At 67.6% G+C, this 21,944-nt stretch carries 25 protein-coding genes, 1 tRNA gene, 1 other RNA gene and 1 pseudogene; 13 read left to right on the top strand and 15 right to left on the bottom strand.

What is annotated here, in order from left to right; all coding sequences use genetic code 11:
• Positions 1-128: 128 nt before the first annotated feature.
• Complete coding sequence (locus ACFQV6_RS22025) at positions 129-626, top strand: DUF6912 family protein (RefSeq protein ID WP_378029535.1); 498 nt, start codon at positions 129-131, stop codon at positions 624-626.
• Here ACFQV6_RS22025 and ACFQV6_RS22020 read toward each other — a convergent pair.
• Positions 578-1,558: a hypothetical protein gene (locus tag ACFQV6_RS22020; RefSeq protein WP_378029423.1), complete on the bottom strand. Its 981-nt coding sequence runs from the start codon at positions 1,556-1,558 to the stop codon at positions 578-580. The two genes, ACFQV6_RS22025 and ACFQV6_RS22020, sit on opposite strands and share 49 nt — an antisense overlap.
• A 378-nt stretch (positions 1,559-1,936) precedes the next feature.
• Between ACFQV6_RS22020 and ACFQV6_RS22015 the strand changes: the two genes are divergently transcribed.
• The 8 genes from ACFQV6_RS22015 to ssrA all read left to right on the top strand — a co-directional run bounded on the left by ACFQV6_RS22015 (position 1,937) and on the right by ssrA (position 8,433).
• On the top strand, positions 1,937-2,452 hold the full coding sequence (locus ACFQV6_RS22015; RefSeq protein ID WP_378029422.1) for a PadR family transcriptional regulator: 516 nt from the start codon (positions 1,937-1,939) through the stop codon (positions 2,450-2,452).
• A 52-nt stretch (positions 2,453-2,504) separates the two neighbouring features.
• Positions 2,505-3,617, top strand: coding sequence for a peptide chain release factor 2 (prfB, locus tag ACFQV6_RS22010; protein WP_378029421.1), 1,113 nt, complete (start codon positions 2,505-2,507; stop codon positions 3,615-3,617).
• A 140-nt stretch (positions 3,618-3,757) separates the two neighbouring features.
• Positions 3,758-4,438 (top strand): cell division ATP-binding protein FtsE, encoded by a 681-nt coding sequence (gene ftsE / locus ACFQV6_RS22005; RefSeq protein WP_378029420.1) that lies wholly within the window; start codon positions 3,758-3,760, stop codon positions 4,436-4,438.
• A 63-nt stretch (positions 4,439-4,501) separates the two neighbouring features.
• Positions 4,502-5,377, top strand: a complete 876-nt coding sequence (ftsX, locus tag ACFQV6_RS22000; protein ID WP_378029419.1) for a permease-like cell division protein FtsX — start codon at positions 4,502-4,504, stop codon at positions 5,375-5,377.
• Positions 5,378-5,487: 110 nt separating this feature from the next.
• The gene (locus ACFQV6_RS21995) at positions 5,488-6,732 is read left to right on the top strand and encodes a M23 family metallopeptidase (RefSeq protein ID WP_378029418.1); all 1,245 of its coding nucleotides are present in this window, start codon (positions 5,488-5,490) and stop codon (positions 6,730-6,732) included.
• 50 nt (positions 6,733-6,782) lie between these two features.
• A complete protein-coding gene (gene smpB / locus ACFQV6_RS21990; RefSeq protein WP_378029417.1) occupies positions 6,783-7,259 on the top strand; it encodes an SsrA-binding protein SmpB in 477 nt (158 codons plus the stop codon).
• A 65-nt stretch (positions 7,260-7,324) separates the two neighbouring features.
• Entirely contained in the window at positions 7,325-8,032 is a 708-nt protein-coding gene (locus ACFQV6_RS21985) for a cellulose binding domain-containing protein (protein WP_378029416.1), read from the top strand.
• A 25-nt stretch (positions 8,033-8,057) separates the two neighbouring features.
• Positions 8,058-8,433: a transfer-messenger RNA gene (ssrA, locus tag ACFQV6_RS21980) on the top strand.
• 97 nt (positions 8,434-8,530) lie between these two features.
• Here ssrA and ACFQV6_RS21975 read toward each other — a convergent pair.
• The 3 genes and pseudogenes from ACFQV6_RS21975 to ACFQV6_RS21965 all read right to left on the bottom strand — a co-directional run.
• Positions 8,531-8,647 (bottom strand): annotated as a pseudogene (locus tag ACFQV6_RS21975) (type II toxin-antitoxin system HicA family toxin); the annotation flags it as partial.
• Positions 8,648-8,750: 103 nt separating this feature from the next.
• A complete protein-coding gene (locus ACFQV6_RS21970; protein ID WP_378029415.1) occupies positions 8,751-8,963 on the bottom strand; it encodes a type II toxin-antitoxin system HicB family antitoxin in 213 nt (70 codons plus the stop codon).
• A gap of 391 nt (positions 8,964-9,354) precedes the next feature.
• Positions 9,355-10,161 carry an S-methyl-5'-thioadenosine phosphorylase gene (locus ACFQV6_RS21965; protein ID WP_378029414.1) on the bottom strand — a complete coding sequence of 269 codons (807 nt, stop codon included), beginning with the start codon at positions 10,159-10,161 and terminating at the stop codon, positions 9,355-9,357.
• 71 nt (positions 10,162-10,232) lie between these two features.
• On the opposite strand from ACFQV6_RS21965, the gene ACFQV6_RS21960 reads away from it, so the two are divergent.
• The 4 genes from ACFQV6_RS21960 to ACFQV6_RS21945 all read left to right on the top strand — a co-directional run bounded on the left by ACFQV6_RS21960 (position 10,233) and on the right by ACFQV6_RS21945 (position 11,750).
• On the top strand, positions 10,233-10,832 hold the full coding sequence (locus ACFQV6_RS21960; RefSeq protein ID WP_378029413.1) for a YqgE/AlgH family protein: 600 nt from the start codon (positions 10,233-10,235) through the stop codon (positions 10,830-10,832).
• Positions 10,833-10,905: 73 nt separating this feature from the next.
• Positions 10,906-10,978: transfer RNA gene (locus ACFQV6_RS21955), tRNA-Ala, on the top strand.
• A 302-nt stretch (positions 10,979-11,280) separates the two neighbouring features.
• Entirely contained in the window at positions 11,281-11,403 is a 123-nt protein-coding gene (locus tag ACFQV6_RS21950) for a hypothetical protein (protein WP_378029412.1), read from the top strand.
• The gene (locus tag ACFQV6_RS21945; RefSeq protein ID WP_378029411.1) at positions 11,403-11,750 is read left to right on the top strand and encodes a type II toxin-antitoxin system HicB family antitoxin; all 348 of its coding nucleotides are present in this window, start codon (positions 11,403-11,405) and stop codon (positions 11,748-11,750) included. Before ACFQV6_RS21950 ends, ACFQV6_RS21945 begins: the two co-directional genes overlap by 1 nt.
• Positions 11,751-11,828: 78 nt before the next feature.
• Here the strand turns inward: ACFQV6_RS21945 and ACFQV6_RS21940 are convergent, their stop codons facing one another.
• From ACFQV6_RS21940 to ACFQV6_RS21890, 11 genes are all read right to left on the bottom strand, one after another.
• Entirely contained in the window at positions 11,829-12,950 is a 1,122-nt protein-coding gene (locus ACFQV6_RS21940) for a serine hydrolase domain-containing protein (protein WP_378029410.1), read from the bottom strand.
• A 64-nt stretch (positions 12,951-13,014) separates the two neighbouring features.
• Positions 13,015-13,425 (bottom strand): VOC family protein, encoded by a 411-nt coding sequence (locus ACFQV6_RS21935; protein WP_378029409.1) that lies wholly within the window; start codon positions 13,423-13,425, stop codon positions 13,015-13,017.
• Positions 13,426-13,460: 35 nt separating this feature from the next.
• On the bottom strand, positions 13,461-13,859 hold the full coding sequence (locus tag ACFQV6_RS21930; protein WP_378029408.1) for a helix-turn-helix domain-containing protein: 399 nt from the start codon (positions 13,857-13,859) through the stop codon (positions 13,461-13,463).
• 159 nt (positions 13,860-14,018) lie between these two features.
• Positions 14,019-14,591, bottom strand: a complete 573-nt coding sequence (gene pilO / locus ACFQV6_RS21925; protein ID WP_378029407.1) for a type 4a pilus biogenesis protein PilO — start codon at positions 14,589-14,591, stop codon at positions 14,019-14,021.
• Positions 14,591-15,289 (bottom strand): hypothetical protein, encoded by a 699-nt coding sequence (locus tag ACFQV6_RS21920; RefSeq protein WP_378029406.1) that lies wholly within the window; start codon positions 15,287-15,289, stop codon positions 14,591-14,593. Before ACFQV6_RS21920 ends, pilO begins: the two co-directional genes overlap by 1 nt.
• Positions 15,286-16,311, bottom strand: coding sequence for a type IV pilus assembly protein PilM (gene pilM / locus ACFQV6_RS21915; protein ID WP_378029405.1), 1,026 nt, complete (start codon positions 16,309-16,311; stop codon positions 15,286-15,288). Before pilM ends, ACFQV6_RS21920 begins: the two co-directional genes overlap by 4 nt.
• Positions 16,312-16,346: 35 nt before the next feature.
• Entirely contained in the window at positions 16,347-17,129 is a 783-nt protein-coding gene (locus tag ACFQV6_RS21910; RefSeq protein WP_378029404.1) for a prepilin peptidase, read from the bottom strand.
• Between the two features lie 96 nt (positions 17,130-17,225).
• A complete protein-coding gene (locus ACFQV6_RS21905) occupies positions 17,226-17,702 on the bottom strand; it encodes a prepilin-type N-terminal cleavage/methylation domain-containing protein (RefSeq protein ID WP_378029403.1) in 477 nt (158 codons plus the stop codon).
• A gap of 127 nt (positions 17,703-17,829) precedes the next feature.
• A complete protein-coding gene (locus ACFQV6_RS21900; RefSeq protein ID WP_378029402.1) occupies positions 17,830-19,059 on the bottom strand; it encodes a type II secretion system F family protein in 1,230 nt (409 codons plus the stop codon).
• A gap of 4 nt (positions 19,060-19,063) precedes the next feature.
• Complete coding sequence (locus ACFQV6_RS21895) at positions 19,064-20,185, bottom strand: type IV pilus twitching motility protein PilT (protein WP_378029401.1); 1,122 nt, start codon at positions 20,183-20,185, stop codon at positions 19,064-19,066.
• Between the two features lie 92 nt (positions 20,186-20,277).
• Positions 20,278-21,942, bottom strand: coding sequence for a GspE/PulE family protein (locus tag ACFQV6_RS21890; RefSeq protein ID WP_378029400.1), 1,665 nt, complete (start codon positions 21,940-21,942; stop codon positions 20,278-20,280).
• Positions 21,943-21,944: the final 2 nt, after the last annotated feature.

Below are 21,944 nucleotides of genomic sequence, written 5' to 3'. Positions count from 1 at the left end.
GAGACGCCTGGTGGAATGATGCCCTCCCGGCCTACCGCGGCGATGTACTGACCGGGACAGCGCGAGTACAGGAGGACGAAGTGCCGATCACCGAGTTGGTCCGGGTCTATCTGCCGGCCACCGTGCCGATGCTGGCGGCCCTCAAGGCCTCCGGCCACCTCGGCAGCGCGAAAAGCACAACCAGCGAGGCCACATCAGGGGAGGGCGTGACGATCGCGCACGCGGTGACGCCCGCCTTGCGCGAGTGGTACGCGGAGGGCGACGAGGAGGAACTCGAGTACGTCGCCTTCACCCGTGCCGCCCAGGCCGCCCTGCAACTGCTGCGGCACGACCCGTCGGCTCCGCGGCGGCGCGTCGTGATCTCGGCCGACGTTCCGGCGGGCAGCCTGTTACGCGAGGAGATCGAGCTGGGGTCCAGCACCGTGCGGCTGCCGCAGCCGGTGCAGCTGAAGGAGATCGCGAGCATTCACCTCGACGGCGCGGACGCGGCCGAGGCGGTCGCCGCCGCCGCCGACGTGGTCGAGGAGGCGCTGGCCGGCGATCCCGACGCGCAGTTCACCGTCGACAGCGCGGAGGATCACGAGTTGGAGTGGTACGCGGTCTCCGAGCTGGACGAACTCGCCTGACCCTCGTCGCCCTCCACCTCGTCCTCGTCGTCGTCCGGGGCGGGGGAGAGGGTCCGCCCGACGGCGAAGATCACTGAGATGGCTCCGACGAAGAGCACGACCAGGGCGCTGTTGAGCCGGGCGGTGCTGAGGATCTGCTGCGCGAGCTGGTCCATGACGCTGACTTTCCCGGCCAGCTCGAGCACTTCGGAGCCGGCGGTGCGCGACAGCACCTCGCCGAGCACCATGATCAGCCCGGGGCCGGCGCCGGCCAGCGCGTACATCGGCCAGCGCAGGTCCTCTCCGCCGGTGCGGCGGCGGGCCCGGCGCAGCATCGCGAACGCGATCAGGCCGGCTGCGAGGCCGCTGAGCGCCGCCTGACCGTAGGTGAACCACTGAGCCGCGTTCGCCGACGACTCGGTGTCGCCGGCGCCGAGCATGTCGAGCACCGGCGCCTGGAACAGGTTGAGCACGAAGCCGATGACGAAGACCCCGACGGCGGCGGCCGAGGCGGCGGCGATCACCGGCGGGATGCGGAACCCGGCGATGGCGCCGCCGATGGTGGCGGCCGCGGCGACCGTGCCGCCGACGATCGCGTAGAGCGAGCCGGCGGTGTTGATCGTGATGATCGGGATCGCACTGAGGACACCGACGAGCAGGCCGGCTCCGGTGGCGACGGCGAACCGGACGGTCGCGCCGAGCGTCCGGCGGCCGCTGAGGAGAGTGAGCACGAGCAGCGCCACGGCGGCACCGGCGACCAGGTCGGCGGAGACGGCACCCGGAAGTGCGTACGCCGTGGAGGTCACCTCCATCTCGGCGTTGGCGCGCCCGGTGATGGTCACCCGGGCGGACCAGATCATCGCCGCTGTCCAGGCGAGGGCGGCCACCGCGAGCAGCACCACGGTGAGCCGGGACTCCTCGACGGTCTCCGGCGCTGTCTGGCGGTCAGTCATGGGGCTCAGGGTATCCGGCGGGCCCGCGGCGACCCGACCGGCCAGCCGTGAGGTGCGAAGATGGACGAATGGGACCCCTCGGCGAGGACGACTTCGCTGTGCCGCGCACCGACACGGTGGCACTATCCGCACATGGGCTGAATGTCGTGTTTTGCATGAGCGGTGTGGGCGTTTTGCGGGGCTTCCTGCCTCCGATGCGCCGTCTGACCGTTTAACTGCCCCATTTTACCTGGTCAACTCGCTTCTGGACGGTAAAACGGCCGCGACGCGCGCTCGTTGTCGGACTGTCTGTGCGGGACAGTCGCTTGTGGAGGCGCAAACTGGACGGATCAGGCGAAATCCTGGACGGCGGCCCGACAAAATGGCAGCGTAGAAGGCATGCCCGACTTCCAAATCAATCCGACTGCGGCTGCTCTCCTCGGGCTCCTTCACGAGGGGCCGATGACCGGTGGCCAGTTGATGGCGGCCGCCGAACGCCGCCTCGGGCCCTACTGGTCGATGACGCGTAGCCAGGTCTATCGCGAATTGCCCGTACTGGCCGAGATGGGGTATGTGCGCCTCGGCAAGCCGGGCCCCCGATCCAGTCAGCCCTACGCCATCACTGCCTCCGGCAAGCGCGCCTTCAGCCGCTGGCTCGCCGAGTCGCCCGGCCGGGACGCTCTGCGCAACCCGATAGCTCTCCGGGTGGCCTTCGGCCAGCAGCACAGTGGTGACCAACTGCAGGAGCTCTACAGCACTGCCAACACCTACCACGCGGAAGCGATGGCGATGGCGAAGGAGCAGGCCAAGGAGGCGAAGAAGAACGGCGATCCGTACGGCGCCGCCGCACTGGAGTTCGCGGTCGCTTATCACAAGGCCGCACTCACGTGGCTCAAGGCCGTTCCGTCGGACTGACTATCCGCCCGCCTGGCCGGTTGTCCGACCAGGCGGCGTAGTCTTGAGTGTCGTGACAGCTGCCGACTTCCCCGAGCAACTCAAAGCCCTGGACGCCACCCTCCGCAACATCGAGAACGTCTTGGACGTCGACAAGCTCCGCCGGGACAAGGCTGACCTCGAGGAGCAGGCCTCCGCCCCGGACCTCTGGGACGACCAGGCACGCGCGCAGGATGTCAACAGCCGCCTGTCGTACGCATCGGGTGAGATCTCCAAGCTGGAGCGCTTGCGCTCACGTCTCGACGACGCCGGTGTCCTCCTCGAACTCGCCGAGGACGAGGGGGATGCCGGCTCGATCGCCGAGGTCGGTGACGAGCTCGCCACGCTGACCAAAGCCATCGAGGAGATGGAGGTCCGCACCCTGCTCTCCGGTGAGTACGACGAGCGCGAAGCCCTGGTGGCGATCCGCGCCGGCGCCGGTGGTGTGGACGCGGCCGACTTCGCCGAGATGCTGATGCGGATGTACCTGCGGTGGGCCGAGCGTCACGGCTACCCGACCGAGGTCTACGAGACCTCCTATGCGGAAGAGGCCGGGCTCAAGTCCGCCACCTTCACCGTCAAGGTGCCGTACGCGTTCGGCACCCTGAGCGTCGAGTCGGGCACCCACCGGCTGGTCCGGATCAGCCCGTTCGACAACCAGGGCCGCCGGCAGACCAGCTTCGCCGGTGTCGAGGTGATGCCGGTCGTCGCGCAGACCGACCACATCGACATTCCGGACAACGAAATCCGCACCGACGTCTACCGGTCCTCCGGCCCGGGGGGGCAGAGCGTCAACACGACCGACTCGGCCGTCCGGCTCACGCACATCCCCACCGGCATCGTGGTGACCTGCCAGAACGAGAAGTCCCAGCTGCAGAACAAGGCATCCGCGCTGCGCGTGCTCCAGGCGCGGTTGCTGGAGCGCAAGCGCCAGGAGGAAGACGCCAAGATGGCCGGCCTCAAGCAGGACACCACCGGATCGTGGGGCGACCAGATGCGTTCGTACGTTCTCCACCCGTACCAAATGGTGAAAGATTTGCGGACCGAGTTCGAGAGCGGCAACCCTTCGTCGGTGCTCGACGGCGAGTTGGACGGGTTCATCGAGGCAGGCATCCGTTGGCGCAAGCAGAACCAGGTTGTCTCCTGAGGAGATCCGTCACTCACCGCTACCCCGCCTGAACGCTGGGTCAGGCGGGGGATGCCCCATTTCGCTGTTACCGCAGGTCGCCAATATTCCGGCCCCCGGCAGGCTTGGCGATTTCGTTACACCGCGTAGACTCCCATCCCGTGATTCAGCTTGAGAACGTGACTAAGACGTATCCGAAGGCGTCTCGGCCGTCGTTGGACAATGTCAGCGTCGGGATCGAGAAGGGTGAGTTCGTCTTCTTCATCGGACCCTCCGGTTCCGGCAAGTCGACGATCATCAAGCTGCTCCTGCACGAGGTCGCACCGACCCGTGGCAAGGTAGTGGTGAACGCCAAGGACGTGACCACCCTCCGGTCGTGGAAGGTTCCGCACTTCCGCCGGTCGATCGGTTGCGTCTTCCAGGATTTCCGCCTGCTGCCCAACCGCACCGCGTATGAGAACGTCGCGTTCGCCCTAGAGGTGATCGGCAAGACCCAGGCCGTGGCCCGTCGTGTCGTCCCCGAGGTGCTCGAACTCGTCGGCCTCGGCGGCAAGGAGCACCGCTACCCGCACGAGCTCTCCGGTGGCGAGCAGCAGCGTGTCGCGGTGGCTCGCGCCTTCGTGAACCGTCCGCTGATCCTGCTGGCCGACGAGCCGACCGGTAACCTCGACCCGGACACGTCGATCGAGATCATGCGCCTGCTGGACCGGATCAACCGCACCGGTACGACGGTCGTGATGGTCACGCACGACTCCAACATCGTCAACCAGATGCGCCGGCGGGTCATCGAGATCGAAAGCGGACGAATCGTCCGTGACCAGGCCCGCGGTGTTTACGGTTAGGCCCGGCTCCGCCCCCGAATCGACAGCTGAAGCAACACGCGGAGTCCTGGAAGGATCCCCCCGATGCGCGTGAAGTACGTCCTCAACGAGGTCCTGGTGGGCCTGTGGCGGAACGTCACGATGACCGTCGCCATGATCATCACCATGTCGGTCTCGTTGACCATGCTGGGCGCCAGCGTGTTGATGTATATGCAGGTCGACCAGATGAAGGACTTCTACTACGACAAGATCGAGGTCTCGGTCTTCCTGACCGAGGACGTCAGCGAGGCGCAGAAGAGCGCGATCAACCAAACGATCGACTCCAGCCCGCTTGTCGAGACGAAGACCCACGAGACCAAGGAGCAGGCCTTCGAGCGGTTCAAGCTGCTCTGGAAGGACTCGCCGGACTTCGTCAACTCGATCAGCCCGGAGAGCCTTCCCGAGTCGTACCGCGTGAAGCTCACCAACCCGGAGAAGTACTCCGAGTTCGCGACGCAGATCGAGGGCCTGCCCGGCATCCGGCAGATCATCGACCAGCGCACCCTGCTCGACAAGGTGTTCAACATCTTCAACTCGATCCAGGTGATGTCCCTGGTCGTGGCGGCGGTGATGGCGTTCGCCGCGTTGCTGCTGGTCGGTAACACGATCCAGGTGGCGGCGTACAGCAAGCGGCGTGAGGTCGCGGTGATGAAGCTGGTCGGTGCCTCGAACTGGTTCATCCAGGCGCCATTCGTGCTCGAGGCGGTGGTCGCCGGCCTGGTCGGCTCGATCCTCGGCTTCATCGCGCTCTTCGTCGGCAAGGTGGTCCTGCTCGACAACAAGCTGCAGGCTCTCACCACGATCCTGACGCCGATCCCGGACGGCAACGTGTGGCTGATGTTCCCGCTGCTCGCCGGCGTCGGTGCGCTGGTCAGCGCGGTCACCGCGTGGGTCACGCTGCGCTTCTACCTCAAGGTCTGACGCGCAGGCACCCGAACGTCGTAGCGACGGCCGCGATCCCTTCAGTGGGGTCGCGGCCGTCGGGCGATTTACGGCTTTGCGAGTGATTAGTCAGAGTACGGTGACTCCTCGTGAGGTATCGCCGATCTGAGCCGCTGCTCGCCGTCTGCCTCTGTCTGCTCAGTTTCGCCGGACTGGTGCTTGTTGCTCCGGTTCCAGCGGCGGCTGACCGGGGGGACGACGCCGCCCGAGCGGTACGGCGGGCGGAAGCGCTCCTGGAGAACGCGAGCGCTGCTGCTCGTACCGCTGCCCGGAACTTGGCTCGTGCCACCGCCTCCCTGCCGGCGGCGCAGAATGAGGTGGCCACCACCCGCGGCGTGGTCGTCGCGACCCGGGTCGAGGCCGGCACGGCCCGGCGCCGCGCCGCGACCGCCCGCCAGGAATACGGCCGTGTGGCAGGCACCTACGAGGTCGCGGCCGAACGCGTACAGGGTGCCCGGGAGCGGGTCGACGAGATCGCCACCGCCAGTTACATGGGCAGCGGCTTCGCGCGGCTCAACGTCCTGGTCTCGGCCGGCGGGCCGCAGGACCTGATGGACCGCCTCGGGCTTGTCGATCAGCTGATGGAGCACGAGCGCGGCGAGGTTCGTACCCTTGTCGGTGCTCGTCGCGACGCCCGCGTCGCCTACGACCGCGCCCGGTCCGCGAAGCGTGCCGCCGAGGAGGCCGAGCAGCGGGCCGTCTCCAAACTCCGCGACGCGCACGCCGCGGAAGCCGCCGCGATCCGGGCCCGCCAGGCCCTCGACAGCCTGGTCGTCGCCCGCCGCACCGCCCTCGGCGCCGCCGAGGCGCAGCGGTCCACAGTGCTGGCGCAGTACCGCGCGGCCGTCACCGCGGAACGGCGGGTCCAGGCCGGTCTGCGCAGCTGGGAAGCACGCGCCGGCAACACCACCGGCAGCTACGGCGGAGGCCGGCTCACCATGCCGGTGCAGGGGTGGAAGAGCAGCGACTTCGGTAACCGGTACGACCCCTACTACCGGGTCTGGCAACTGCACGCCGGCGCCGACTTCGCCGCCGGCTCCGGCACCCCGATCCGCTCGGCCGCCTCCGGACGGGTCATCCAGGCCGGCTGGGCCGGCGGCTACGGCAGGTACACGTGCATCAACCACGGCCGTCTGGGCGGCTACGGGTTCACCACCTGTTACGGCCACCAGTCGCGGATCTACGTCGGCGTCGGCGAATACGTCCGCCGCGGCCAGGTGATCGGCCGGGTCGGCAGCACCGGCGCCTCGACCGGTGCGCACCTGCACTTCGAAACCCGCTTCGGCGGCGTGCCGCGAAACCCGCTCAACTACCTGCCCGGTTGTCTCTGCTGAGTCACGGGTAACCTTGAAGGCCGGGTTTCCACCTTCAGGAGGTTGCAGTCGTGCCACGGGAACAGGGGCGCAAGCTCGTCGCCTCCAACCGCAAGGCCTATCACGACTACGCCATCCTGGACACGGTCGAGGCCGGGATGGTCCTCACCGGCACCGAGGTCAAATCGCTGCGCGCCGGTCGCGCCTCGCTCGTCGACGCGTTCGGCCACGAGAACCACGGCGAGATCTTCCTGCACGGCATGCACATCCCCGAATACACCCAGGGGACCTGGACCAACCACGAGCCGCGCCGGGTGCGCAAGCTGCTGCTCAACCGCGAAGAGATCCACAAGATGGTGGGCAGGCTGCGCGACGACGGCGTCACCCTGGTGCCACTCTCGGTCTACTTCCAGAATGGGTACGCCAAAGTCGAACTCGGCGTCGCCAGGGGCAAAAAGAGTTACGACAAGCGCCAGGACCTCGCGGCACGGGATGCGCAGCGGGAGATCAATAAGGCGATGGGGCGCCGGGCCAAGGGCCACGACTGACGGGTATTCTCCCGGGCCTGAGCTCTCTTTGATCTTTCTCACGCCCCCTCCGAGGAGATTGCTCGTTGTCCAAGCACTCCGTCCGTCAGCTCACCCCCGCACGCCTCATCCTCGGCTCCGCCGCCGCGATCCTGGCAGCGCTCGTCGGCTGGGTCGCCATCCGCGCCGGCGGCCCCGCCAACGCCGACGAGCCGGTGATCGTCCACCCGACGGCCGCCCTCCAGGCGGCCACGCTGCCTCCCATCGACACGCCCCCACCCGCTTCCGCCGCGGCCTCCCCCTCAGTCTCGGTGCCGGTCTCGGCCTCCGCGTCAGCCCCCGGATCGGCCCGCACGTCGCCGCGTGGGTCGTCCCGCGCCTCAGCTACGGCGTCGCCCTCCCGTTCCTCCTCCGCTCGTCCCCGCGCTTCGGCCTCCGCCTCGCCCACACCCTCGCGCGCCGCATCACCCACCCCCGTGAACGACCTGGACGCCACCTACACCACCACCGCCTCCTGGCGTGACGGCTTCGTCGGCGCAGTCAAGATCGTCAACAACGGCTCCGTGGCGCGCGACTTCACTGTCACCGTCACCTACCCCTCCGGCGCAGACCTCCGTATCCGCGGCGACTGGAACGGCTCCGCCGAAGCCTCCGGCAACCGGGTGACCCTGCGCGGCACCGCCCTCGCCCCCGGCGCCTCGATCACCGCCGGCTACCAGGCAAGCAAGGACGGCAACGACAGTTCGAGGGCTACCGGCTGCACCGTGGGTGGCGGGACCTGCCGGGTGAGCTAAGATTGACAGGCTGTACCACTAGCCAGGGGGTGACTGGTTTCGACTTCGTACGTGGAGACAGGGGAAGCGAGCCGAGGAAGCCGACGTCGTCTCGAGAATCGGTCGTCGGAAACTTATAAGCGCCGATAACAATCGCGCTGAGTTCGCTCTCGCCGCCTGAGGCGAGTAGCGACTCTGTCGGGCTGGGAACACCTCCGTCCCAGACTTCCGGCATCAGCTAGGAGGTTGGCCAACAGGTCCCGGTCGCGGGGGCCTTGCGGCGAGATTAATCAGCGACTGGGCCCGTCATCCGAACTTGCTCACGTGAGTCGGAGGGCCGAGTAGAGGCATAGTGAGCTGCGCTCGGAGAAGCCCTGACGAAACACCGAAGGACCCGGGTTCGATTCCCGGCACCTCCACTGCAAGATGATCGACCGTGTCGCGGATTGCGACACGGTCGATGTTTTTTGCCGTCCCATCGCGCCAGCGCCTGACTGCTTTGACCCGGCGCCGGGTTGGTTACCTCAGGAGTTGAAGAAATTCGCCTGTGGTCAGGCCGGCCTGGCGGAGGATCGAGGCGAGCGTTCCCCGTTTGACCGTAGGGTGCTGGGGGACCACTGCGACCCGGCCGTTCGGATGCTGGTAGACGGCGTGGCTGCCTTTGGTACGGACGTGGACGAACTCCGCCTTCTTGAGGCGTCCACTACTTTTCGGAGAGGGAGATCGGCCAGAGCCGGGCTCATGCCGCCGAGGCGATCTGGAACGCGGTCACGAACGGCGTCGCCTCAATCTGGGGCTGAGCAACCTGCTCCAGGTATAGCTCCACCGCTTCGCGGAGATTCGTCAGGGCTTCATCCAGTGACTCGCCTTGGCTAGCCACGTCAAGTTCGAGGCAGCGGGCGACGAACCAGTCGTCTTCCCGGTGGACCGCGGCGGTCAGCGTTCGGGTCATGGTGTTTCCCCCGGGGGTGTGCTCAACGGTCCTCATTCTGGGTGGTCGCCGACGTCCGGCGGTCCGAGCGTGCGCCGCCGGCGGTCCGAGCGTGCGCCGCCGGCGTCCGAGCGTGCGCGTCGGCGTCCGAGCGTGCGCGTCGGCGTCCGAGTGCGGAGTTCGTGTGTGCGAGTGCTTGGTCGTTGGTATGTCGCCGATGCGTCAGACGGCCGGCAGCAGATCGGTCCGCTGGTCGACGCGCTCAACGCCTGGCTGGCGAGCGGGCCGCCCGAGCCTCCGATCATCGAGGATTGGCTACAGCGAGCCTGAGCGAGGCTGTTTCCGAGCCTGCTTGATTGGCATATCCCCTGGACACTGAGCTGACGAAGGCGGTCGGCTCCTGGGCGTACCCCTAAGGCAGTTCGAAAGGCAGTTTGATGCCCGCAAGGGCGTCGCCGCAGGGGCAGGTGCGGTTGGCAGGGAGCTTGCCCACCGCGTCGAGGAGGACCCCGCGCAGGCGTTCTGTGTTGTCGGCGAAGACCTTGAAGACCTCGTCCTGTGTCACGCCATTGTCGCCCTCGACGCCCGCGTCCAGGTCGGTCACCAGGGCGATGGCGGTGTAGCAGAGGGCCAGCTCCCGGGCCAGGACCGCTTCCGGGTGCCCGGTCATGTTGACGATGGTGCCGCCGATCGCTGTGAACCAGCGGGACTCGGCGCGGGTGGAGAAGCGCGGGCCCTCGATCACCACCATGGTGCCGCCGTCGACGGCGTTCACCCGCTCGGCGGAATTCAGCACGGCGGCGCGGCCGTCCGGACAGTACGGGTCGGCGAAGGAGACGTGCACGGCGCCGCTGTCGTAGTAGGTCTGCACCCGGCCGCTGGTGCGGTCGATCAACTGGTCGGGCACGACGAAGGTGCCGGGGCCCAGCTCGGGGCGCAGGCCGCCGACGGCGCACGGGGCGAGGATCTGCCGCACGCCCAGTGAACGCAGAGCCCACAGGTTGGCACGGTAGGGAATCTTGTGCGGAGGATAGCGGTGGTCACGCCCGTGGCGGGGCAGAAATGCCACCCGGCGTCCGCCCACGTCGGCAACGGTGATCTTGTCTGAAGGCGCGCCGTAGGGCGTCGAGACCTCGAGTTCCGTGGCGTTGTCGAGGAGCGCGTAAAGCCCCGACCCGCCGATGACGCCGATCTCTGCTGCCGTAGGTGGCGGGTTCATGTCCAGACCTTATCGGTGGCCGGAATCGCAGGCTAATGTGCGAGGCATGGCAACGTCGAGCGGACGGCGGTATGCACGTGTTCGGTGAGGGGCAGCGGATCGGAGGCCGGTCGGTGGAGTCGATGACCGGTCAGCTGCTTGTCGCCACGCCCACCCTCAAAGATCCCAACTTCGACCGTACGGTCGTGCTGCTGGTGGCCCACGAGACCGGCGGCGCCCTCGGCGTCGTCCTCAACCGCGCCACCGAGGTGCCCGTCGCCGAGGTCCTGGGCAACTGGGGTGAGCTCGCCGGCGACCCGGCGGTCCTGTTCGAGGGCGGCCCGGTCCAGCCCGAGTCGGCGATCTGTCTGGCACGCACCCGCCCCGAGGTGAAGAAGCGGGTGACCGGTTTTCACACCGTCAGCGGTGCGCTCGGCACCCTCGACCTCTCCGCCGATCCGGACCGCATGCGGGAGAACGTGGCAGGCATCCGCGTGTTCGCCGGCTACTCCGGCTGGTCCGCCGGCCAGCTCGAGGACGAGATCGCCTCGGGTTCCTGGTTCGTGTTCGACGCACTGCCCGGCGACCCCTTCGTGGAACGCCCGGACGACCTCTGGGCCATGGTCCTGCGCCGGCAGGGAGACATCCTGGCCGCTGTCGCCCACTTCCCGCCGGACGTCTCCCTCAACTGAGGGGGTGCTTCGGACCGTGCCGGAGAAGTGTGTAGTATTTCCAGCGTGCCCGGGCGACCGGGGACGATAGCAAGGGGCTGTGGCGCAGCTGGTAGCGCACCACACTGGCAGTGTGGGGGTCAGGGGTTCGAGTCCCCTCAGCTCCACCCCGAGCATCAGGGGCCTGATCGGAGTTTTCCGGCAGGCCCCTTTTCTGTGTCCGGAAATCGCTGGAGCGCAGCGGTCAGGGCCGAGGCGCAGGCCGAGCCCGAGAGGGTGGCGCTGCTTATCTCTGTGGTACTACCGGCGATACTATGCGGTATAGCTTCACTGGCGAAGCTCCTCGAGGAGATGCGAAGAAATCCGCAGAACGGCCCGCTGGCCACCGGCGGCATCGGCCTCCTTCAACGATCTCTACAAGGTGTGCGAGCACTACTTCGGTAAACCGAGGCAGCAAGGAAGCTCGCACGTGGTCTTCAAGATGCCGTGGCCAGGCGATCCTCGCGTGAACATTCAGGACGACAAGGGCAAGGCGGAGGCCTACCAGGTGAAACAGGTGCTCAGGGCGATCGACAAGATGGAGGCCGTGTGATGGGCAGCGACTCCCGTCCTAATGTTTCTCACTACGCCTACTGCGTGACCTGGTCCGCTGAGGACCAGGAGTTCGTCGCGACCTGCGCCGAGTTTCCGTCGCTGTCCTGGCTGGCGCCGTCGCAGGTCGATGCGTTCCAGGGCCTGCAGGCGCTGCTGGCCGATGTGATCGCCGATATGGAGGAGCGCGGCGAAGAGGTGCCGCTGCCGTTCGCTGAACGGAGCTACTCGGGCAAGTTCCAGGTCCGGATGGGTGAGAGCCAGCACCGGGCGTTGGCGAAACGAGCTGCTCAGGACGGCGTCAGCCTGAACCAGTACGTCGTGCGCAAGCTGGCCGACATCGGCTAGCGTCAACGTCAGGGCTACCACGAGCGCACCGGGCCGGACACCGGCTACGGGAGGTGTCCGGCCCGGTGCGCTTCGGGCTCAGGTGAGGGCGGCCATGACGATGCGCTCGGCGGCCTTCGGTGATTCGGTGCCGCCCATGTGCAGTGTGTTCACCGAGTAGACGAGGCGCCGGGAGAGGTCGCGGGTTGCGCCCATGGCGTTGTTGTAGCCGGGGCGATCGCCGCTCTTGACCCAGATCGTTTGGGTGCCCGACTGGAACTCGGTCAGCCCGGCGGAGTAGACCGCGTCCTTGTCCGTGCCGTAGATGTCGACGTCCGGGACGGTGAACATCTCCTCCAGCTGGCGCGGGGGCAGGAGGCGGCCGCGGAAGAGGGCGACCAGGAAGCGGTCGAGGTCGTCGGCGGTGGAGATGATCGAGGCGGCGGACCACTGCAGTGAGGGGTTCGCCTCGGTGACGTCGACCCAGCCGGTGTCGGTGGCCTCGTATCCGTGGGCGTGCGGGCCGTGGATACGCGGATCGTCACCGGGCACCGAGGTGCCGGTCAGGTGGAGCGGCCGGATGATGCGACGGTTGATCTCGGAGGCCCAGCTGTTGCCGGTCACCTTCTCGATCAGCAGTCCGGCGAGGATGTAGTCGGCGTTGCCGTACCGTTGCGCCTTTCCCGGATCGAATGCCAGTGGCTTGGTGAAGTCGAGTTGGCTGCCGGGCTCGAAGTGCTGGTAGCGGTTCGGGAAGAACCAGTCGGGGTTCTTCGAGTCGATGCCGGCGCCGTTGATGCCGCTGGTGAAGTTCAGCAGCGAGCGGACCGGGATCGGGGCGTAGGAGGCGGGCAGCAGGCCGGGCAGGTAACGCTGGACCGGCTGGTCGAGGTTCAGTCGCCGTTCGGCGGCGAGTTGCAGGGTGACGACGGCGGTGAACGTCTTCGTCATCGAGCCGATCCGGAACCTGCCGTCGAGCCGCGGTGGGGCGGTGCTGCCCAGCTCGGAGATGCCGGAGCTGCCCGACCAGCTGCCACCGCTGCCGCGGATCTGGACCAGGGCGCCGCTGACCTGGGCGTCGGGAAGGCCGGCGATGGCGGCCGTGAGGCGGGCGGGATCCAGAGCGGGCAGGGCGGTGGCCGCGGTGGCGGGGCTTGCGATGGAGCCGGCCAGGACAGCGGCGGCCAGCGCGATGCCGGCGGCGCGGCGGGTGATCGTCATGCGGTCACCCTGCCGTCCACAACGGAGGATCGAATCAGGTGTCACACCCAGGGAGAACCCTGATCTACGACTTGGGCTCGGTGAAGCGGATCAGGTTGCCGAAGGGGTCGCGCAGGCCACAATCGATACCGTACGGTCGCTCCTCCGGCTCTTCGGTGAACTCCACACCGAGGCCGAGCAGGGTTTCATAGGTCTTTCGGCAGTCAGCGGTCCGGAGGATGAGCCGGCCGCCCATCGCGCCCTTGGTCACCAGGTCGCGAACCTGTTGCGCGGTCTCCTCGGACATCGACGGCCCGCCCGGACGCTCCAGCAGGACCTGGTGGTCGGGGTCACCGGGGGCGTTCACGGTGAGCCAGCGCATGAAGCCCAGATCGATGTCGGTGTTGACTTCCAGGCCGAGCTTGCCGACGTAGAAGTCGAGGGCTTCGTCCTGGTCGAGAACGTACATCTGTGAGTGCGTGATCGCGTTGAACATGCTGTCGACGCTAGTGCGGCACCCTGGCGGAAAACTTATCCGGAACTGCTCGGTCTCATCCAGGCCATCGCGAAACAGGTCGGCACGCTCAGGGCCGCGGCGCCCTTGCGGTAGTCCCGGGGAGACCTTCCGACGATCGACCGAAAGGTACGGCTGAAGGTGCCCAAACTGCCGAAGCCGACCTGGAAACAGATGTCGGTGACGCTGCGATCGGTCTCCCGGAGCAGGAACATCGCTCGTTCCACCCGGCGGCGCTGCAGATAGCGGTGCGGTGTCTCGCCGAACGTGGCCCGGAACGTGCGGGTGAAGTGCGCCTCCGAGACGTGCGCGATGCGGGCCAGCGTCGGGACGTCCAGCGGCTGGGCGTACGCCCGGTCCATCGCATCCCGCGCCCGCAGCATGCGCCGGTTGGTCTGCTCGGTCGCGCGGCCCACCGCGCCATTGCATCACGGAGCGCCGAGGGGTCGCGCGGCTCACCGTCATTGCGTCACAAGCGGCGAGATCTCAGGAGCCGAGCTGGCGGCGGGTGATCAGCGACGAGCAGGCAAAAGGAACCGGCCGAGCCTTGAGGGCCCGGCCGGTTCAGAGGTGGTTCAGCTGACCTTCTCGGTCACCGTAGAGGTGACGTACGCGTTGAGCGTCAGCGACAGCGTGGTTCCGTTGTCGTCGGAACCCAAGGTGGCGCTATTGATCATCACTGCTCGTGGCTGCGTGCTCTGCAACTGCTTGACGAACCTGGTGATGTCCTCGACGTCGCCGTCGACGTTCAACGTGATGGGCAACTCCGTCACCGTGTTCACCGACTCGATCTTCACCGCGACCGAGGCGCTGTAACCGCTGACCTCGACGTTCATCTTCGTGCCCAGGGTCTGCAGCTGCTTGAGGAAGGCCGGGATGCCGTTGGTCTTGCTGGAGATCGGCAGTGCCGCCTGGTACTCCTTCAGCTGGTTCTGGTATTCGTTGAGCTTCTTGGTCTCCGCCTTGAGCCCCGCGAAGCTGCTGCGCGCTTTGGAGAGCTGGGCCGCGGTCTCTTCGGTGTTCACCTGAGCCTTGGCCTCGTCCACGTACTTGGGGCTGATCAGCAGGAACCAGCCGGCCACGACGAGCAGGACGACCAGGGCCAGTCCGCCGAAGAGCCAGATCTGGTCGATGCGGCGTGCGTTCATCACTTGCCTCCGGTCTCGCAGCTGGTGGTGAAGCGGCCGCACAGCCCCACATCGGTGATGGTCACCGTGAGGGTGTATTCGACGATGCCGTTTTCCTCGGTCACGTTGCTGACGAACGGGTCCGAGACGTAGGTGAGTCGGCCCAGCGCATCGACGTACTCGGCGATCTCTTTCTTGCTTCCCGCGGTGCCGGAGACCTGCAGCGTGCCGATGCTGCTGGTGTCCTCGGCCTTCGCGCTGCCCTTGTTGTCCACGGCCACGCCACCGATGATCTCGGTGACCTTGACCTTGGTACCGACGGCCGTATCGCGGATCAGATCCAGCAGGTCCGCCCAGGACAGATCCTTGGCGAGCAGTACGTTCAGCTCCTTGTCCAGCTGCGTGTTGCCCTGCTTCACCTTGATCATCCTCTGGACCTCATCGTCCTGCTTCTGCTGGTTCTGCACCACGGCCAGCTGCTCGAGGGTCTGGTTGTACTCCGTCTCGGCGGCGTTCTTCGCGGTGGTGGCGATGACGTACCAGCCGCCGAGGCCGGCCAGTACCAGTACCAGCATGATCAGCACGAGAGAGCGGGTGCGCCGGGCTCGCCTGCCGTCCCTGATCTCGGGTGGCAGCAGGTTGGCCCGGATGGCGACCACCCGAGCCGCCTGCTGCGGCGAGACCGTGGGATCCAGGGGCATCAGTGCCGTTGTGGTCATCGGGATGCTCCCAAGGTAAGGCCGATCGACACGGCCGCGGACGGCACGAAGCTGTCGAATCCGCGTTCCCGTGCCTTACGGGTGTCACGGAGCCGGGTGGCGCTGTCCGCGTACATCACCGCGACGCCGAGTTGCTGCTGAAGGTGTTCGGCGAGCCCGGGCATGAGTGCGCCGCCGCCGCAGAGCGAGATCCGGGTGACCTGCTTCTGCCGTTCGCCGGAGGCCAGGTAGGTGAATGAACTGCGCAGCTCGGTGGCGAGCGGGCGGACAGCGTCGGAGAGCGCAGCGACGCTGTCCGGGTCGCCGTTGCCGTGCAGGCCGTGCCGGCGCTTCAGGTCCTCGGCCTCGCCGACGCTGAATCCGAGCCGGGTGGCGATGCTCTCGGTGATCTCGGCGCCGCCACGGGGGAGCGTCCGTACGAAGATCGGCTCGCCGTCCGCGTGCACCACCACGCTGGTGATGTTGGCGCCGATGTCGACGATCGCCTCGACCTGGGCATCCAGCCGGGAGGCGGCGCGCAGCATGGCGAACGAAGCGAGGTCCACGCCGGCGACGTGCAGGCCGGCTTTCTCGACCGCGTGCACCAAACCGATGACGGCGTCCTTCGGCATGGCGATCAGCAGGCCACGCACTGTCGGATTGTCTCCGGCCTGCTCCAGCGGGTAGAAGTCGAGCAGCGACTTCTCGACGGCGAGCGGAAGCTGCTCCTTGACCTGGAACGGCAGCGCCTGGCGCATCTGGTTGGCCGGCAGATTGGCGATCGACATCTCACGGACCACCAGCTGGGGGTTGGTGACGCCGAGGTTCACCCGCTTGCTGCCGAACTTCGACGCCGCCCACAGTTGCTTGAGGGCCGAGGTGACCGCCAGCGGGTCCTGGACCACGCCGGCGGAAACGGTGCCGGCGGGGAGCGGGAATTGACCGAAGTTGACGAGCGTGTACTCGTCCTTGTTGCGGCGGACCTCCACGGCTCGAATGGAGGATGAACCGATGTCGAGCCCGATCGGCGTTGCGCCAGCCATCGGATTTCCTTTCTTCGAGCGGTGGTGTGTGGGTGTCAGGAGGAGGGGAGCAGCAGGGTGACGTACCAGTCGGCGAGCGGTGCCGCGGCGAAGACCGCGAGGAACGCGCCGGCCAGCATGTACGGGCCGAACGGGATCCGGCTCTTGCGGCTGGCCAGCTTGAGGGCCATCAGGACCGCGCCGACCGCTCCGCCGAGCAGGAAGCCGGCGAAGGCGCCGATCGCGACCGCGCCCCAGCCGAGCCACCCGAGGTAGAAACCGAGCAGCGGGGCGAGCTTCACGTCGCCGAAGCCCATGCCCCAGCCGGCGAGGAGCCGGTACAGCAGGAACAGGATCGCGGCGGCGGCCAGCCCGCGCAGTGGGGCGGTCCAGTCACCCTCGGCCACCGAGACCGGCACGAGGAGGGCGGCTGCCACGCCGTACGAGGGAAGGACGATCTTGTCGGGGAGCCGCATCACGTCCAGGTCGATGAGAGCCAGGGCGATCGCGATGGCGGCGAGGTAGAGGTAGGCGGGTAGCTCCCAGGACCAGCCGAACCGTGCCGCGACCGCCACGAACAGGGCGGTGGTGCCGGCCTCGACGAGCGGGTAGCGGGCGCTGATCCGGGTGCCGCAGTCGGCGCACCGGCCGCGCAGCAGCAGCCAGCCGAGCACCGGGATGTTGTGCCGATTGCGTACGGCGTGGCCGCACTCGGTGCAGTGTGAACCGGGCTGGACCAGCGACTCGTCGCGGGGAACCCGGTGGATCACGACGTTCAGGAACGAACCGACGGCCAGGCCGAGCAGAGCGACGATCCCCAGCAACAGGGAGTGTGGCATGGTTGATCCTCCTCAAATCGGACAGTGTCGGTATGGGAGCCGGTAGGTGGTGGCGCCGGTGGCGCCACCACCTATCGGTGTGTATCGCGGTTGGTGTCAGCAGCCGGAGGTCGGCAGACCGCCGGTCTGGTCCTTCACCGAGCCGCCGCCCGCGCTGTCGTAGAGGAACCACTTGTCCTTGGTGCCGCCCTCGTTCTCGGCGCAGATCTTGTAGGAGTCGGTTGCGCCGACGGCCTGGTAACGCAGCGTGGTGCCGTCGGAGATGGTGATGGAGCCGGCCTGACCGTCGGTCTTGGCCGCGAGCGCAATCTTGCCGTCGGTCGGGGCGGCCACGTCGGCGTCGGCCGGGTACTCGTTGCCGTTGCTGGTGTAGTACTGCTCGACCGCGCTGATCGCGCCGCGAACGTCCGACTGCGCCGACTTGTCGGCCGCGCCCTGCCGGTAGTTCAGGTAGACCGGGACCGCGATCGCGACCAGGACGCCGATGATGACCACGACGACCAGGAGCTCGATCAGGGTGAAGCCTTCGTCGTCCTTCTTGGTGCGGAGCCGAGCGATGGTGTCCTGCAGCATGTGGGGTGCCTCCAGTAGGCGTTTCTGGGGTGGGGGTGACGGCCGGGCTCGGGTGCCCGGTGTTGCGATCCGACGGTTGGGAGCAGTCGGAGGGGTGCGGCACGCGCTTCGTTGCGCGCGGGTCAGCTCAGGCGCCGATGCTCTGGTAGATCGTGAACATCGGGAGGTAGAGGCAGACCACCATGCCGCCGACCACGGCGCCCATGACGAGCACCATGATTGGTTCGATCGATGCGGCCAGGGACTCGGCGGCGGAGTCGACTTCTCTGTCGTAGAAGTCGGCAACCTTGTCGAGCATCTGACTGATCTGACCGCTTTCTTCGCCGACTTCGATCATCTGAGTGACCATCGTCGGGAAGACGGGGTGATGGCGCAGCGCAGAGGACATCGGCTGACCGTCACGTACGGTGGCTTGGACGTCCTTCATGGCGGCGTTGATGACTTCGTTGCCGGTGGTCTCACCGACCACCGTGAGTGCCTGCATGATCGGAACGCCGACGTTCAGCAGCAGGCCGAGGTTGCGGGCGAAGCGGCTCATCGCGAGCTTGCGGAAGAGTGAACCGAAGACCGGCATGCGGATCTTCAGCTGGTCCACCTTCAGGCGAAACTCGGAACTCTCCCTGAGCTGCCGCTTGTAGAGGACGGTGACAGTCACCCCGATCCCGATGACCAGGGGACCGATCCAGCCCATGTTGTGGCTGGTCGTGACGAGGAACTGGGTGATCCCCGGCAGCTCACCGCCCAGGTTCTTGAACATCCCCTCGAAGACCGGAACGATGAAGATGAGCATCGCCGCGATCAGCACGAAGGTGAAGCCCAGCACGATCGCCGGGTAGGTGAGCGCGCTCTTGATCTTGCCGCGGAGCGCGGTGTCCTTCTCCAGGCTGTCGGCGATCTGCTCGAGCGCTTTGTCGATCATACCGCCGGCCTCGCCGGCCCGGATCATGGCGATCATGAGCCGGGGGAAGACCCGGTCGTGTTTCGCCATCGACGCCGACAGCCCGCCGCCGGCAGCCACGTCGGTGCTCACCTCGCCGATCGCCCTCTTCAGCGGCGGTGAGGAGGTCTGCTCCTCCAGGATCGAGAGCGAGCGCAGCAGCGACATGCCGGACGCCGTCATCGTGGCGAACTGGCGGGCGAAGACCGCGAGGTCCTTGAGCTTGAGCCGGCCACCGAGACCGGGAATCTTCAGATCGCGCTGAAGTCCTTGGCCGGCTTCGGTGACACCGAGTGGCACCTCGCCGCGGGTACGCAGCATGTGGGTGGCGGCTGCCTCATTGGGGGCCTCGATGGTCCCCTTGGCCTTCTTGCCGGTGGCGTCGATGGCCTCGTAGTGGAACGTCTTCGTCGTCGGCATCGGATCAGCCCCGTCCTACGAGCCGCTTGAGTTCCTCGGCCGAGTGGCAGATCTCCAGCGCGCTCGGCATGCTGACCAGGCCCTCCCGGACCTTCTCGGCCAGGTGCTGGTCGAAGGCGAGCATGCCCTCGCTCGCGCCGGCCTGCATGAAGGACGGGATCTGGTGCGTCTTGCCCTCCCGGATCAGGCTGCGGATGGCGGGGGTCGCGGTGAGGATCTCGGCGATCACCACGCGGCCCTTGCCGTCCGCCTTGGGCGCCAGCGACTGGGTGATCACACCCTGGAGGCTGGCCGCCAGCTGGGCGCGGATCTGCAGCTGCTGGTGCGGCGGGAAGATGTCGATGACGCGGTCGATGGTCTGGGTGGCGCTCTGCGTGTGCAGCGTCGCCAGCACCAGGTGACCGGTCTCGGCCGCGGTCAGCGCGGTCGACGTGGTGGTCAGGTCGCGAAGCTCGCCGACCAGGATGATGTCCGGGTCCTGCCGCAGCGCGTGCTTGAGTGCGCTGGCGAAGGTGTCGGTGTCGGTGCCGACCTCGCGCTGGTTCACCACGCTGCGCTTGTGCGGGTGGAGGAACTCGATCGGGTCCTCGATGGTGATGATGTGGTCGGCCCGGCTGCGGTTGGCCAGGTCGAGCAGCGAGGCGAGCGTCGTGGTCTTGCCGGAACCGGTCGGGCCGGTCACCAGCACCAGGCCACGCGGCAGGTGGGCGAAGCGGGCCACCGACTCGGGCATGCCCAGCTCGTCCAGCGGCTTGATCTTGTGCGGGATGGCCCGGAAGACCGCGCCGCAGGAGGTCCGCTGGCGGTAGAGGTTGCCGCGGAACCGGGAGACGCCGACGATGCTGTGCGCGAAGTCCATCTCTTGCTCGCGGGAGAAGGTCTCCCACTGATCCCGGCTGACGGCCGCGCGGGCCAGCAGCTCGGTGTCGGAGGCGTTCAGCTTGCCGTACCCGGGTACCGGGCGCAGCGAGCCGTCGACCCGCATCATCGGCGGTGACCCGACGGTCAGGTGCAGGTCGGACCCGCGGGACTCGACCAGCGTGATGAGCATCTGGTCGAGCACGTCCAGGTCGTCCGAGGAGCCGGCGGCCTCGGCCTGCCGTACCTCGTGCTCGATCGTGTTCATCTCGTCCCCCGGCCTTTTCTCACGTTTCCGACGCCAGTTGAATCGGCACCGAGGGGACCCGGTTTAGTAGCCAACTCGGAGCACAACGGGCGCTAAACGGCTACTCGGGAGACCTCGCGGATCGATGTGAGGCCGCCGGCCGCCTTCGCGAGGCCGTCGGCGCGGAGGTCGTACATGCCCTGGGCCAGGGCGACCTCCCGGATCTCACCGGCCGAGGCGCGGCGGATGGTCAGCGATTCGATCTCCGGGGAGATCGGCATGACCTCGTGGATCGCGATCCGGCCCTTGTACCCGGTGTTCGCGCAGTTGCGGCAGCCGACGGGGCGGTAGAGCACCTCCGGGAAGGCCAGATCCTCCAGCGGCCAGTTGGCGGCCCGGATCTCCTCCTCGGTGGGCGCGTACGCCTCCTTGCACCAGTCGCAGATCCGCCGCGCCAGACGCTGGGCCAGTACGCAGTCCAGCGACGACCCGACGAGGAACGGCTCGATCCCCATCTCGGTGAGACGGGTGACCGCTCCCGGTGCGTCGTTGGTGTGCAGCGTGGAGAGCACGAGGTGACCGGTGAGCGACGCCTCGACCGCGATCTGCGCGGTGTTGCCGTCCCGGATCTCTCCGATCAGCACCACGTCCGGGTCGGATCGCAGGATGGCCGGGAGCACCGCGGCGAACGTCAGGCCGGCCTTCGCGTTCACCTGGACCTGGTTGACGCCGCGCAGGCGGTATTCGACCGGGTCCTCGACGGTGATCACGTTGACCTCCGGCTTGCTGATCCGGCCCAGCGTCGCGTAGAGCGTGGTGGACTTGCCGGAACCGGTCGGGCCGGTGACCAGGACCATGCCGTGCGGCTTGCCGAACGAGGCGGAGAACCGGTCGAGGTTGTGCCGGGTGAAGCCGAGCTTCTCCATGTCGAGATCGATGCCGCCGGTGTCGAGCACCCGCAGGACCAGCTTCTCGCCCCAGACCGTCGGCAGTGTCGCGGTGCGCAGGTCGACCGTACGGTCGCGGATCATCACGGTGATGCGGCCGTTCTGGGGCACCCGCCTCTCAGTGATGTCGACCCCGGACATGATCTTGATGCGGGAGGTCAGCGCCGCCATGACGCCGCGTGGCACCACGTCCACCTCGTGCAGCACGCCGTCGATCCGGTACCGCACCCGCATGTCGTCCTCGGTCGGCTCCAGGTGCAGGTCGGAGGCGCGGTTCATGACGGCCTGCTCGATCAGGCTGTTGACGTACCGGACGATCGGGGCGTCGTCGGTGCTGGTGGCCTGAGCGGACATGGCCGAGTCGTCGGCCGTGTCGGCGAGCTCACCCAGGTCGGCGCCCTCACGCTGGAGGCGCTCGATGATCCGGCGGGTCTCGCTGCGGGCCACCACGACCGGGCGGATGGTCATGCCGGTCGCCGCGCGTACGTCGTCCAGGGCCACCACGTCGGCCGGGTCGGTCACGCCGACGACCAGCTCGCCGTCGTCGTTGATCGCCAGGCCCAGCACGCGGTGCCGGAGCACCACCGGCAGCGGGATGCGCTTGAGCGCTGTCGGATCCGGGGTGAAGCCGACCAGGTCCAGGGTGTTGATGCCGAACGCCGCGGCCGCTGCCTGGGTGAGCTGCTCCTCGGTGACGACCTGGTCGTTGATCAGTACGGCCCGGACCGGCCGGCCGCTGCGTTGCGCCTCCTCGGCGGCGGCGTCGACGGCCTGGGGGTCGACACCGATCTGCTTCAGAGCATCAAGCAGCGGGCGGAAGGTCTGGTCCATGG

Origin of the sequence: Actinoplanes sp. GCM10030250 (assembly GCF_042666575.1) — a bacterium.
Taxonomy (GTDB): Bacteria; Actinomycetota; Actinomycetes; order Mycobacteriales; family Micromonosporaceae; genus Actinoplanes.
This window is presented reverse-complemented; position numbering and strand designations above follow the sequence as displayed.